This is a genomic window from Amycolatopsis sp. NPDC003676, assembly GCF_053587275.1.
Genome location: NZ_JBSFNS010000061.1, coordinates 1 through 13,208 on the forward strand (window position 1 = coordinate 1; position 13,208 = coordinate 13,208).

Consider the following 13,208-nt stretch of genomic DNA (forward strand, 5'->3'; position numbering starts at 1 on the left):
CGGGCTGCACCAGTTGCTGCACCCCGTCCGCGCGGGCGTCGCCGAGTTGCCCGCGCCGCAACGGGCGGCTTTGGAGACCGCGCTCGGGCTCGCGGCCGGGTGACCAGCACTCCCATCGTTCCGAGAACGTCCACTGTGGACTTGCTCGGATGTCCGTATCCGTTTCCCGCGCCGACACTGATCAGCGCTGTGCGCGGCCGCACCGCCGCAAGAAACTGCGGCAGCGAATACCTCGAACCGTGGTGCGGCACCTTCAGCACGTCAGCCCGCAGGTCGACACCCTCGGCGAGCAGGTCCGCTTGCGCGGCCAATTCCACGTCTCCGGTCAGCAAAACCCGGCCGGCCGGGGTGTCCGCGCGCAGGACCACCGAACTGTTGTTGATCATCGTGCCGTCCTGCAACGCCGGTGACCGAGCGGTGGCGTAGCGCGGACCCAGCACGTCCAGCGACAATCCCGGCCATTCCAGCCGTTGCCCCTCGCTCAACTGCATCAGCGGCACGCCACGACGCCGCGCTTCACCGGAAACCGACTGCCACGCCCACGCCGGAGCACGACCGGGCCCTACCGCGATCGCACCGACTGCCCGTCCCTCGAATACCGAGGCGAGACCGCCGATGTGATCCGCGTGCAGGTGGCTCAGCACGAGCAGCGGCACCCGTTCGACGCCCAGCCTCCGCAAGCATTCGTCGACCGGCCCCGGCTCCGGCCCGGTGTCGACGACCACGGCGCGGCCCGGCTCGGCCGTCGCGAGGACGATCGCATCCCCTTGTCCGACATCGCATTCCACCATCGCCCAACCATCCGGCGGCCAGCCAGGAGCCAGTACCTTGGCTGGCACGACCGTCAGCAGCACGACGACCAATCCGATCGCCACCAGCAGTCGGAGCCGGCGAAACCTTGCCGCTACTACGACTGCGACCAGCAGGGCCGCCGCGCACAATCCGCCCCACCAGCCACCGGGCCAGGACAGCGCGGCCCCGGGTGCTCTCGCGCCATGCCGAGCGACGGTGATCAGCCACCGGGCCTCCGGGTCCGCCAGGTGGATCAGCACCTGCCCGGCACCTGGCCACCAGGGCCCGACGACTGTCGCCAGAACGCCCAGCACGGTGACCGGCGCGACCACTGGTGCCGCGAGGACATTGGTGACGACTGAGACCAGGCTGACCGTGCCCGCCATCCCGGCGATGACTGGCGCGGTGACCACGAAAGCGGCCAGCGGGACAGCGAGGCCTTCGGCGTAACCGGGCGGAACTCCCCGTCGTACCAGCGAATCCGCCCAGCGCGGCGCGAGCAGCACCAGCCCAGCTGTCGCGAGAACCGAGAGCGCGAAGCCGAAATTTGCTGCCATCGTCGGATCCCACGCCACCAGTACGCACACTGCGAACGCCAGCGCGGGCAGCGCTGAACCACGCCGTCCCAGAGCCAGCGCGAGCAAACCGATGCCGCCCATGACGCCTGCCCGCACCACACTTGGTTCAGGGCCCACCAGGACGAGGAATCCCGCCAGGCAGGTACCAGCCGCTGCTGCGGAAAACCTTGGGCCCGCTCGAACCAATCGGCACAGCAGCAGGACGGCCCCGCCGATGATGACGAGATTTCCGCCGCTCACCGCCATCAGGTGGGTGAGCCCGGAGGCGGTGAACTCGCCCTCGACCCGTTGCGGCAGCGCGCTCGTGTCGCCGAGCACCAGTCCGGGCAGCAACCCCGCTGGTTCCTCCGGCAGGACCGCGCACAGCGAGTGCAAACTGTTGCGCAGGGCCGCAGCGGCGCGCTGCCACCACGGTGCCGATCCGACATCGGCGGGTGCGGCACGGACGGAGAGCACCGCGGCGGTCAGCTCGCCGCCGCGGGCGGGCAGGAGCCGACCGGACGTCGTCACTTCCTGGCCTGGCAGCAGACCGCTCCATCCCGCGACCGGTGCCAGCAACAGAACCCGGCCGGTCGATTCGACTGGCTGACCGTCCACTGTGGCCGTAGTGACGCGGGCGGGGATCGCGACTGACCGGGTGCCTGCTTGCTTATCGGCGTAGCCAGCCTGGTGGATCGGCCGTGGACGCTCGCTGATCTCGACCCGCAGTGTCGCGGTGACGCCATGGGCAGCGGCGGCTCCCAGCGGGTCGGATGCTGCGTCGTGAATGCGCAGGGCCGTTGGCACTGCGGCAATGAGGCCCACTAGCAGCAGCGCTCCCCCGGCACCTACGTATCGGGAACGGCCGCGCGCCAGAAGCACCACGGCTCCGATGACCGCTACGGCTCCGACTACGGTTGCGGCCCACCAGCCGAGTTGCAGTCCGGCGAGGGTGGCCGCCCATCCGGCGACGGCTGCGGGGACGAGGCGGAAATCGTGGTCACGCCGCGACTTTTCCTCGGTTTCCAGCTTCATCCGACGGTCACCTGCTCGCGGAGTTTCTGAAATTTGCTTTCGCCGATGCCGTCGACGTCGCGAAGTTGTTCGACGCTGGAGAATCCGCCGTGCTGCGTGCGCCAATCGGTGATGCGCCGGGCCGTGACCTCGCCGACGCCGGGGAGGCTGTCGAGTTGTTCAGCAGTCGCCGAGTTCAGGTCGATCTTGCTGGCTGCAGCGGCTGAACCGGCCGGTGCGGCCTGGGCGGCAGGGACGCCAACTGCTAACTGTTCGCCGTCGGTGAGTTTGCGGGCGAGGTTCAGCGCGGTCAGGTCGACGCCCGGGTTTGCCCCACCGGCGGCGCGGAGAGCGTCGGCGACACGGGAACCCGATGGGACGGTGACGAGTCCTGGCGAACGCACGTGGCCGACGACGCTGATCACCAGCTTTTCGTTGGTCTTCGACGCATGCGGTGCCTGTGCTCGGGCGGTCGGGAGCGGCGGGGCGATCTCGGCCGCGGGTGAGCGGCCGAAGATCGCCAGGCCACCGGCGATGACGGCGGCGGCTGCCAGCAAGGCCAGGGTGAAGATCATTCCTCGGCGGCCCAGGAAGCCCGGCAGGCCGGTTGCTCCGGGGAGCCAGCGGCGGGTCCAACGCTGTTCGGTGTGTTCCGGCAGCCAGCTGCGGACCAGTTTCCCGACAGGCAGCTGGCTTTCCGACGACGGCGGGTTGTCGGCAAATGCAGACAGTCCGGTGTGGGAACCCGTGGGCCGCGCGTGACGTTGGGAGCTCGTCTCAGCTGCTGGCTGGCTGTCCAGAAGCAGTGAACTGTTAGCAACTGCAGACAGTCGGGCTTTCAGGCCCTTTGTTTGCGCACCACGGTCCGCGCCTGTCGGCAGGTGGCTGTCGGCAGGGCGCGTCGATCCCTCGCGCACGTCAGGCAGCTGCGTCCTCACCGACAGCTGGCTGTCTGCACTTGCCGACAACCGTCCGCGCGCTGACCGGCCCGCGCGGCCGAGGGGCAGCCAGCGGCGTGCCGGACGGTCGCCGGGTCCGGCGGTGTGCGGGACCGCGGTCAGCTGGTCGGCGAGCCAGGTGAGCCTGACGTTGACGGGAGTGCCCGGATCCCGGGCGGGCTGCTCGAACACACGATCGACGCTAGGCGTCGGCCAGCTCGGCGGCGAGAGGCTTCCGCGCGATCTGTGGACAACCCGCCCCTTGGGGACAACTCGGCCGGCACCGGCGGAGACGCGCCGAAATTTGTCGGAGTACGCGGTCATACTGGCGGGTTTGGCCGCAGGCACCGGTGCTGGAAAAGGGTTCGCACCTGCCGCTGTCATCCGCTAGACCTGGCAGTCAGCCGTCGAACGGGAGCATGCCGCAGCTGTGGACCACGCCGAACTGACCTTGCGTCCGATCACCGGGCCGGAAGAACTCGATCTCTTCTGCCAACTTGCCTACGCCCTTGACCACGAACTCGCCGACGACCTCGCCGACGGACGCCGCAGGCCGGACTGGATGTGGGTCGCGCTTCGCGGCGGCGAACTCGTCGCCAGGGCCGCGTGGTGGGGTCGCGCCGACGAGCCGGTCCCGTTTCTGCTGGACGTTTTCGATCTTGAAGACGTCGCCGTCGGAGCGCAGTTGCTGCGAACCGCGATGGCAGAGGTTCTGCCGATAGGCACCAGGCCTCCGGCCTACAACCGGATGATCCCCGCGGAGTGGCGCGAAGAAGCCGCGACCCGAAGCGTCGTCGAAGACCGGATGACCGCGCTCGAACAGACCGGCGCCAAGCTGCTCGCCGAGCGGCTGCGCTTCGAATGGCGACCCGGGACTCCGGTCGCGCCGCCGCGGAACCGGCTGCTCTTCCGTCCGATCCGCGACGCGGACGAGATCCTCGACCTGATGGCCCGCGTCCTGGACGGGACGCTCGACGCCCACAGCCGCGACGACCTGACCCGGATGTCCGCCAGGGAAGCTGCGATCCGGCATTACGAGGACGAACTGGCGCATTACCGCAGCCCACGCGACTGGTGGCGAGTCGCCACCTTGCCCGACGGCACGCCGGTCGGGTTCGTCACCCCGGCGCGCAACAACTACAACCCCATCATCGGGTATCTCGCCGTCCTGCCCGAACACCGCGGCAACGGCTACATCGACGACATTCTCGCCGAGGGCACCCGAATCCTTGCCGCCCAAGAGGTTCCGCGCATCCGGGCGGCGACGGACCTCGACAACATCCCGATGGCGAACGCGTTCCGGCGCGCCGGGTACGTCAACTTCGAGCGCACGATCACAATGGCCTGGCCGTGATCGACGCGGAACCCTGGGAACGCGCGGTCGCTCACGTAGCCGCGTTGGCGACTGGCGGCCCGGCGAATCCGGCGTGGCGGGTCACGCTGCATTTCCACCCGGACCGGCTGGTCGGCGGGGTGCCGATCCTGGAAAGCCTGGCGCGCGACGGCCGGTACCGCTCGCAGTTCGAGACCGGCGTCAGCAACGGCGGGCTGACCGCGCATCCCGGAGGAGACCGCTGGCGCTGGGAAAGCCGGTTGTTCGCCGGCGCTTACGACGACGTCGAGGCCACGCATCGGCCGAAATACGGGTCGCTCAATTTCCGCGGGCGAAAGTCGGGCGGCTCGCCTCGGTTCGGCTCGGCGTATCTGCGGCTCGCGCGGCACACGATGTCCCGCACGACTTTCGCTTATCCCGACAGCGTCTTCGAGCCGACTGCTTTCGGCGTCGAGGCGCGCTTGTCCGATCTGGTCGCGATTGCCGAGGCGGACGGCCAAGACGCGCTGGACGACTACATCGAGGCGCAGGTGCACGGCGAGGTGGACCTTGCTCAGGACGTCGAAGCGCTGGTTCTCGATCCGTCCTACCGAGGAACCGAAATCGAGGCGGCGGCCCGAAAACTGGGCACCGTCGAATGGCATGACGGGTTCCGGATCGCCACTGAAGAACTGCTCCGGCATCCCGATTACCGCGGGCCGGAATTCACCGCACTGGGCGCTGAACTCGCCGAGGACGGACAACTCGACCCGCGCATCGTCGGGAAAGCCACCGGGCAAGAAGAACAAGCTCTCAAACACGTCTGGCACCTGCTCGCGCGATTCGGCAACCAGGAACTCAGCTAGGCGCGCTGCACGACCACGCCGAGCACGCCAGGCCCGGTGTGCGCGCCGATGACCGCGCCGATCTCCGACACCACGCATCCCCCGGCACAGCCCGGAATCGCTTCCTCCAGCCGGTTCGCCAGTTCGACGGCGCGTTCCGGCGAAGCAAGATGGTGCACCGCCAGCTCGACCGGCCCCGTCCCCGCCGCCTGCACGGACAACTCGACCAAGCGCCCGATCGCGCGGTTCATCGTGCGCACTTTCTCCAGCGGCAGGATCCGGCCGCCGGACATGTGCAGCACCGGTTTCACCGCCAGCGCGGTGCCGAGCAACGCCGCGGCCGAGCCGATGCGGCCGCCACGGCGCAGGTGTTCCAACGTCTCGACCACGAACAACGTCGACGACCGGTCGGCCGCTTCCGTTGCGACCGCTTCGACCTCGGCCGGGCCGGCTCCGGAGGCGGCGGCGTCCGCGGCGTGCAGCGCGGCGAAGCCCAAACCCATCGCTGTGGTGCGGGAATCGACAACGCGAACCCGGTCCGAGCCGACTTCTTCCGCGGCCAGAACGGCGGCTTCCCAGGTGCCGGACAGCTCTCTCGACAGGTGCACGGACACGACCGCGTCCGCACCCGCGTCGAGCGCGGCCCGGAATTCGGTGGCGAATTCGGCCGGAGTGGGCCGGGAAGTCGTGACGATCTTGCGCTCCCCCAGCGCTTCCGCGAGCGCGGCGGGACCCATTTCGACGCCGTCGAGCGAGCACACGCCTTCCACCAGGACGTGCAGAGGCACCACCCGCACCGAGTGCCGCTCGGCGAAGCCTTCGGGCAGGTGCGCGGTGGAGTCCGTGACCACGGCGACCGACACGTCGTCAGCCTACGTTGCCAGAGCCGAGGTGCGGAGCAACGAGCTTCGCCATCGCAGTGCCGACAGCTTCGTGCCCCGCCCATCCCCAGTGCATGCCGTCGGGATTTCCCGCGCCGCTCAAGACATGTTCGCCAACCACGCCGGGCGTGTCGAGCAACGGCACTTCGCGGCGCGCGGCCCACGAAGCGAGCGCAGCGGCTGCTTCGGCACGTCCCGTGTGTACACGTCCGTACGCATCAGCGCGGTGTACCGAAGGCAGCATGCCGAACACAGGCAACTCAGGACGCAACGCGCGCAACGCTTCGACGGACTGGTCCAGATAGCTCACGCTCAGCCGCGCAGGCAGTACGCGAGGACGCCCGCGCATCACGACAGACAACCGTGGCTGCGCAGCGAGATAAGCACCGCGTACAACGCGACGCACGCCGTCGGGGCGAAGGTAGCGAAGCCCCTGACGCAAGTACGTCGGCAGAGGCGACGGCAGTGTGTCCATGTGACCGACGGCGAGCACGACAGCGTCGACGCGACGCAGATCCGCCCACACGCGCGGGTCGCCGGTAAGGGACCACCACAGGTCGCGCGCGGTCCAGCCGATGCCGGCGACGAGATCGGCTTGTCCGGACAGCGCGTTCGCGGCGACGTTGGGCCACAGGCGCGGATCGTCGGCCGCGCAAGGGCCCTCGGGGCCGTGGAAACAGAGTGAATCGCCGAAGACGAGCAGCTGCGGGCTCATCGGGTCAGCCGGTGATGCCCGCGTTGTACGCGTGCAACCGCCACTTCCCCTCGCGGTGGCCGAGGTCGACCCAGTGGCAGTTCATGATCCCGCCGAGCGACGGCCAGACCTCGACCGGAAGGCCGAGCAGCTTCGCGGTGAGCGCCAGGATCAGGCCGCCGTGCGAGGCGAGCAGGACCGATTCCCCGGCATCGGAGTTCGGCTGCATCAGGTCGTTGACCACCTCGGCCGCGCGTTCGGCGACCTCGACCCGGGATTCGCCGCCGGGCGGGGCCCACGCGGCGTTGGTGCGCCACAGCTGGCGGTCGCCGGGATAGCCCTCGTCGACCTCGGCGCCGGTCAGGCCCTGCCATTCGCCGAGGTGGGTCTCGCGCAGCCGCTTGTCGATCTGCAGCGGCACGCCGATCGCCTCGGTGAGCACCGTCGCGGTGTCGGTGGCGCGGCGCAGATCGGACGCGATAACCAGCTCCGGCGCGAACCGCGCGAGCGCGGGCACGGCGAAGCGGGCCTGGTTCCAGCCGACCGGGGTCAGCGCCGAATCGAGGTGTCCCTGCATGCGGCCGGCGGCGTTGTAGTCCGTCTCGCCGTGCCGCCAGAGCAGCAGCCGCCGCGGGCTCACGCCTCCGGACCGTCCGCGTCGTCGGTGTCGGTGGCGGGAACCGTCGCCAGCCCTTCGACCTCGATCCGCGGGCAGTCCTTCCACAGCCGCTCGAGGCCGTAGAACGAGCGCTCGTCCGCGTGCTGGACGTGCACGACGACGTCGACGTAGTCGAGCAGCACCCAGCGGCCCTCGCGGGCGCCTTCGCGCCGGACCGGCTTGTGGCCCTCGATGCGGAGCTTCTCTTCCACGTTGTCGACGATCGCGCCGACTTGGCGCTCGTTGGCCGCGGACGCGATCACGAACGCGTCGGTGATCACGAGCTGCTCGGACACGTCCAGGACGACCACGTCGCTGGCCAGCTTGTCGGCCGCCGCGTGCGCGGCCGCCACCGCCAGGTCCCGTGCCTCGGACGTCGCTGCCACAGTGCTCCTTCAGATTCGGGGTATGCCCGGACGAGGGTACCCGGTCAGGCCTCGGCGTCCTTGCGGTAGAGGTCCTTCTTGGCGATGTAGCGCACAACGCCGTCGGGCACGAGGTACCAGACCGGCTCGCCGCGCTCGACGCGTTCGCGGCATCCGGTGGACGAGATGGACATGGCGGTGACCTCGACGAGGCTCACCTTGCCGCTCGGCAGATGGTGCGAGTTGAGCCGGTAGCCCGGGCGGGTGACGCCGATGAAATGCGCGAAGGTGAACAGCTCGTCGGCCTTGTGCCAGGTGAGGATCTGCTCGAGCGCGTCGGCCCCGGTGATGAAGAACAGCTCGTCGTCCGGGTACTCCTCGTGCAAGTCCCGCAGCGTGTCGACGGTGTAGGTCTGGCCGCCGCGGTCGATGTCGACCCGGCTCACCGAGAAGACCGGGTTGGACGCGGTGGCGATGACCGTCATCAGGTAGCGGTCCTCGGCGCGCGTGACCCGGCGGCCGGACTTCTGCCACGGCTGCCCGGTCGGCACGAAGATGACCTCGTCGAGCGCGAATCGCGACTGGACCTCGCTGGCCGCGACGAGGTGGCCGTGGTGCACGGGGTCGAAGGTGCCGCCCATGACCCCGATCCGGCGTGGTGACATAGCCGGTGAGCCTATACGCGCGGGCACGCGAGGGCTTCCCGTCACGGCTGCGACCTAGGTTACTGTTGTGACATGAGTCACATAACTCTGCGTTTCCGGCCGGAAACTGTCCGTTCCGGGTCGGTCGGCTCCGGGATTGTCGGGGGCATGGGGTAGACCGGGGGGCGTGGACACCACCGAAGCTCTCCGGACCCGCGCCGAGACCCTGCTCCGCGCGCTCGCCGGGGACAACGCCGCCCTCCGAGAGGACCAGTGGACCGCCATCGAGGCACTGGTCGCGCACCATCGGCGCGCGCTCGTCGTGCAGCGCACCGGCTGGGGAAAGTCGGCCGTGTACTTCCTGGCCACCGCGCTGCTGCGGGAACAGGGAGCGGGGCCGACGGTCATCGTGTCGCCGCTGCTCGCCCTGATGCGCAACCAGATCTCCGCCGCCGCGCGGGCGGGGATCCACGCCGCCACCATCAACTCGGCGAACGCGCAGGAGTGGGACCAGGTCCAGGCGTCGGTGGCCGCGGGCGAGGTGGACGTGCTGCTGGTCAGTCCGGAGCGGCTCAACAACCCGGACTTCCGCGACAGCGTGCTGCCGAAGCTCACCGCCAGCGCCGGCCTGCTGGTGGTGGACGAGGCGCACTGCATTTCGGACTGGGGCCACGATTTCCGGCCGGACTACCGGAGGCTGCGCACCCTGCTGGGCGACCTGCCGGAAGGCGTGCCGGTGCTGGCCACCACCGCGACCGCGAACGACCGGGTGGCCACGGACGTCGCCGAGCAGCTCGGCATCGGCGGCGAGACGGACACGCTCGTCCTGCGCGGTCCGCTCGACCGGGAAAGCCTGCGGCTGGCGGTGGCCGAACTGCCGAGCGACGAGGCGCGGCTGGCCTGGCTCGCCGAGCATCTGGCGGAACTGCCGGGGTCGGGCATCATCTACACGCTCACCGTCGCCGCCGCGCACGACGTCGCAGCGCTGCTGTCCGATCGCGGCTATCCGGTGGCCGCCTACACCGGGAAGACCGATCCGGCCGACCGCCAGGCCGCGGAGGACGACCTGCTGGAGAACCGGGTCAAGGCGCTGGTGGCGACGTCGGCGCTCGGGATGGGGTTCGACAAGCCGGACCTCGGGTTCGTGGTGCACCTCGGCGCGCCGTCGTCGCCGATCGCCTACTACCAGCAGGTCGGCCGCGCCGGTCGTGGCGTCGAGCGGGCCGAGGTGGTGCTGCTGCCCGGGCGGGAGGACAAGGCGATCTGGGCGTACTTCGGATCGCTGGCGTTCCCGGACGAGCTGCGCGTCACGCAGGTGCTCAACGCGCTCGCGTATTCCGACCGTCCACTTTCGACAGCCGCGCTGGAGCCGTCGGTCGAGCTTTCCCGGTCGCGGCTGGAGATGGTGCTGAAGGTGCTCGATGTGGACGGTGCGGTGCGCCGGGTGCGCGGCGGCTGGGAAAGCACCGGGCAGCCGTGGGAGTACGACCGGGAACGGTACGAACGCGTCGGCGTAGCGCGGGCGGCCGAGCAGGAGGCGATGCTCGGCTACATCCGCACGGGCGGGTGCCGGATGGAGTACCTGCGGCGGCAGCTCGACGATCCGGAGGCAGTGCCGTGCGGCCGGTGCGACAACTGCACCGGAGAGCATTGGAACACGGCGGTGTCCGAGGAAGTCGCGGGCGAGACGCGGGCACGGCTGGACCGGCCCGGGGTCGCGGTGGCGCCGCGGAAGCAGTGGCCGAGCGGGATGAAAGGGCTCGACGTGCCGCTGTCGGGCCGGATTGCCGCCGGCGAACTGGCCGAACAGGGACAGGTGCTGGGCCGGCTCACGGACGTGGGCTGGGGCGGCCGGCTGCGCGACCTGCTCGGCCCGGGCGCGCCGGACGCCGAGGTCCCCGACTCGGTTTTCGACGCGTGCGTGAAAGTGCTCGCGGGATGGCAGTGGGCGCAACGTCCGGTGGCGGTGGTGGCGATCCCGTCGGCGACGCGGCCGCAATTGGTGGACAGCCTCGCGCTCCGGCTGTCGGCGATCGGACGGCTGGACTATCTGGGAGAGCTGGCGTCGGCCGGACCGCCGCCTCGGCAGGCGAACAGCGCGCAGCGGCTGGCTGATTTGTGGCGAAGGCTGAGCCTGCCGGAGGACGTGGCGGCGAGCGTCGCGCAGGCGCAGGGGCCGGTGCTGCTGGTAGACGATCTGATCGACACCGGCTGGACGATGACGCTGGCGGCGCGGCTGCTGCGGAAGTCCGGGGCGGAGGGGGTGTTGCCGTTCGCGTTGGCGACCACTGCTTGAGGTGCGGTGCGTTCTGGACGGCTGGCCAGGTTTGGCTTGGGATGCCCTGGGCGGTTGGGCGGGATGGCCTCGAAGTGCGCTGAAACCAGGGTGGCTGGCCGGGATCGGCTTGCGATGCGCCGGGCATGGGCGACCGGGCGGGGCGGCCTTGAAATGCGCTGTGGCCTGGGTGTCCGGGCGCGATCGGTTTGAGCGGAGCTGGGACCTGGGCGAGATGGGTTTGAGCGTGCGGCGGGCCGGTGCCGAATGAGGCCGTGTTTGCGGCGGGAGCGAGCCCGGGCCACGGCTAGTCCTGGCGGATTGATCCGGTCCGGTGCGCGAGCGCTGCATCGGTGATGCCGCTGCGGCATCTGCCTCGGCTGTGCGCTCGATCCGTGCCACGCGACTGCGGCCGTTCATGTGGTCACGGGTTGCCATGCCGCACGAACGAAGCGGGGCGGGGCGGGGCGGGGCGGGGCGGGGCGGGGACAAGTATCGGCCTAGCAGCCCGGCGGCGGGGCTCAGCCGGAGCGACCTGGCGTCCATGTCGCCATGCAGTCTGCGCACGGCGGCCCGCGCGCCGCCGCCCGTCCCCGACGCGGGCCTGTCTCCGCCACGGCAACCGTCGGTGCCGCCACGCAGTGGCCGCGCGGCGACTGCCCGCGCCGCCACACCCCCATGGCAACCACCCGAGCCGCCGCACATGCCCCCTCCCCGGTGGCGACCGCACGCGCCTCCCCGCGTGGCGATCGTTCGCGCCGACACCCGTGTCTCCGCAAGATCCCCCTGTGGCAAAAGCATTCCCGCATCACGGACCGCAGTGGGACAAGCACCAACTGCCATCATGGGGCGGGATCTACCGATCTCCGGGCATTTCTGGCAAAGTCCCGTTCCACTCGGCGGACGTGCGGACGTGTGGAGGTTGCCCGATGGCCGGTCCTACGACCGAAGGCGTCGCCCGGCATCGGTTGCCGGTGCGGAAGTTGTTCGCTGCCAGTGCGGGCAATGCGCTCGAGTGGTTCGACTGGACGATCTACGCGACCTTCAGCATCTACTTCGCCGGCGCGTTCTTCCCTCCTGGCAACGAAACGCTCGCACTGATCAACACCTTCGCCACCTACGCGCTCGCGTTCTTCTTCCGACCCCTCGGCGGCGTGCTCCTCGGGCGCTTCGCCGACGTGCACGGGCGCAAGCCCGCCATGTTGCTCACCATTTCGCTGATGGCGGGCGGGTCGGTCGCGATCGGCGTGCTTCCGACGTTCGCGCAGGTCGGGTGGCTGGCTCCGATTCTCCTGCTGCTCGCGCGGATCGCGCAGGGGCTTTCGCTCGGCGGGGAGGTGTCCAACGCTTCCGCTTACCTCGGCGAGGTCGCGCCCAAGGAGCGGCGCGGGCGGTATTCCTCCTTCTTCTATATCTCCACCGGCTCCGCGGTGCTCATCGCGACGGTGCTCGGGTTCGTGCTCGCCCGCACGATGGACAAGGCGCATCTCACCTCGTTCGGCTGGCGGATTCCGTTCCTGCTCGGCGGTGTGCTCGGGCTGGTCGGGCTGTGGCTGCGGCGCAGTCTCGAAGAAACCGAGCTGTACCACGAGAAAAAGGAAACGGCACGACGCGTTCGGCGGCCGTTGCTCACCACGGTCACTCAGCATCCGCGGGCGGTCGGGCAGCTCATCGGGTTCTCGATGCTCTCGACGCTTTGCTACTACACCTTCTTCAGCGCCCTCACGTCCTTCGCGGTCAAGGGACGCGGCGCGAACGACGTCGACACCTTCCTCGCGCTTTCCATCGCGACCGCCCTCTTCGTCGTCCTCCAGTACCCGATGGGCGCGCTCGCCGACCGGCACGGGCGGCGGCCTCAACTGCTGGTCTGGTCCGGGGCGACGGCACTGGTGATCGTGCCGCTCTCTTACCTCGTGCGGCCCGGGTTCGGGAATCTGCTCATCGTGTTCTGCGTCGGCCTCGCGCTTTACACCGCGATGACCTCGCTGGCGCCGGCGATCATGAGCGAGCTCTTCCCCACCGAACTGCGCGGGCTCGGCATCGGCGCTTGGTACAACCTGACCGTCGCCGTGTTCGGCGGGACCGCGCCGCTCGTGCTCAGCGCGCTGTCCGCGGCGGGCGCTGCCACTGCCTTCTTCTGGTACGTCGCCGTCGCGGCGGCGATCGCGTTCTTCGTGATCCTCCAGATGCCCGAGACGAAGGGCAGCGAACTGCGGTAAACCCGCTCGCGCGC

Annotated in this window: 11 protein-coding genes; 4 read left to right on the top strand and 7 right to left on the bottom strand. The window is 69.9% G+C overall.

The genetic code is table 11. The features are described 5' to 3' along the window. Window positions 1-2,384, bottom strand: a 2,384-nt coding sequence (locus ACWDNU_RS28755; RefSeq protein WP_449671189.1) for a ComEC/Rec2 family competence protein, incomplete at its 3' end; no start/stop codon positions are given. Further along, window positions 2,381-3,493, bottom strand: a complete 1,113-nt coding sequence (locus tag ACWDNU_RS28760) for a helix-hairpin-helix domain-containing protein (RefSeq protein ID WP_449671190.1) — start codon at window positions 3,491-3,493, stop codon at window positions 2,381-2,383. The genes ACWDNU_RS28760 and ACWDNU_RS28755, both read right to left, overlap by 4 nt. A gap of 238 nt (window positions 3,494-3,731) precedes the next feature. Between ACWDNU_RS28760 and ACWDNU_RS28765 the strand changes: the two genes are divergently transcribed. After that, window positions 3,732-4,655: a GNAT family N-acetyltransferase gene (locus ACWDNU_RS28765; RefSeq protein ID WP_449671191.1), complete on the top strand. Its 924-nt coding sequence runs from the start codon at window positions 3,732-3,734 to the stop codon at window positions 4,653-4,655. Further along, the gene (locus tag ACWDNU_RS28770) at window positions 4,652-5,479 is read left to right on the top strand and encodes a DUF3626 domain-containing protein (RefSeq protein ID WP_449671192.1); all 828 of its coding nucleotides are present in this window, start codon (window positions 4,652-4,654) and stop codon (window positions 5,477-5,479) included. The genes ACWDNU_RS28765 and ACWDNU_RS28770 overlap by 4 nt, the downstream gene beginning before the upstream one ends. Here ACWDNU_RS28770 and ACWDNU_RS28775 read toward each other — a convergent pair. The 5 genes from ACWDNU_RS28775 to nadD are packed head-to-tail and all read right to left on the bottom strand — an operon-like array spanning window position 5,476 to window position 8,721. Next, entirely contained in the window at window positions 5,476-6,321 is an 846-nt protein-coding gene (locus tag ACWDNU_RS28775; protein ID WP_370935632.1) for a DegV family protein, read from the bottom strand. The genes ACWDNU_RS28770 and ACWDNU_RS28775 overlap by 4 nt on opposite strands. A gap of 4 nt (window positions 6,322-6,325) precedes the next feature. Then, window positions 6,326-7,054 (bottom strand): diglucosylglycerate octanoyltransferase, encoded by a 729-nt coding sequence (gene octT, locus ACWDNU_RS28780; RefSeq protein WP_116200457.1) that lies wholly within the window; start codon window positions 7,052-7,054, stop codon window positions 6,326-6,328. Window positions 7,055-7,058: 4 nt separating this feature from the next. Continuing rightward, complete coding sequence (locus ACWDNU_RS28785; RefSeq protein ID WP_449671193.1) at window positions 7,059-7,673, bottom strand: histidine phosphatase family protein; 615 nt, start codon at window positions 7,671-7,673, stop codon at window positions 7,059-7,061. Next, on the bottom strand, window positions 7,670-8,077 hold the full coding sequence (gene rsfS, locus ACWDNU_RS28790; protein ID WP_067586219.1) for a ribosome silencing factor: 408 nt from the start codon (window positions 8,075-8,077) through the stop codon (window positions 7,670-7,672). The genes ACWDNU_RS28785 and rsfS overlap by 4 nt, the downstream gene beginning before the upstream one ends. Before the next feature lie 44 nt (window positions 8,078-8,121). Next, entirely contained in the window at window positions 8,122-8,721 is a 600-nt protein-coding gene (nadD, locus tag ACWDNU_RS28795; protein ID WP_116200459.1) for a nicotinate-nucleotide adenylyltransferase, read from the bottom strand. Between the two features lie 166 nt (window positions 8,722-8,887). Here nadD and ACWDNU_RS28800 point away from each other — a divergent pair, with 166 nt between their 5' ends. Both ACWDNU_RS28800 and ACWDNU_RS28805 read left to right on the top strand, forming a co-directional pair. Beyond that, window positions 8,888-10,996: a RecQ family ATP-dependent DNA helicase gene (locus tag ACWDNU_RS28800; protein ID WP_449671194.1), complete on the top strand. Its 2,109-nt coding sequence runs from the start codon at window positions 8,888-8,890 to the stop codon at window positions 10,994-10,996. Between the two features lie 908 nt (window positions 10,997-11,904). After that, a complete protein-coding gene (locus ACWDNU_RS28805; RefSeq protein ID WP_449671195.1) occupies window positions 11,905-13,194 on the top strand; it encodes an MFS transporter in 1,290 nt (429 codons plus the stop codon). Window positions 13,195-13,208: the final 14 nt, after the last annotated feature.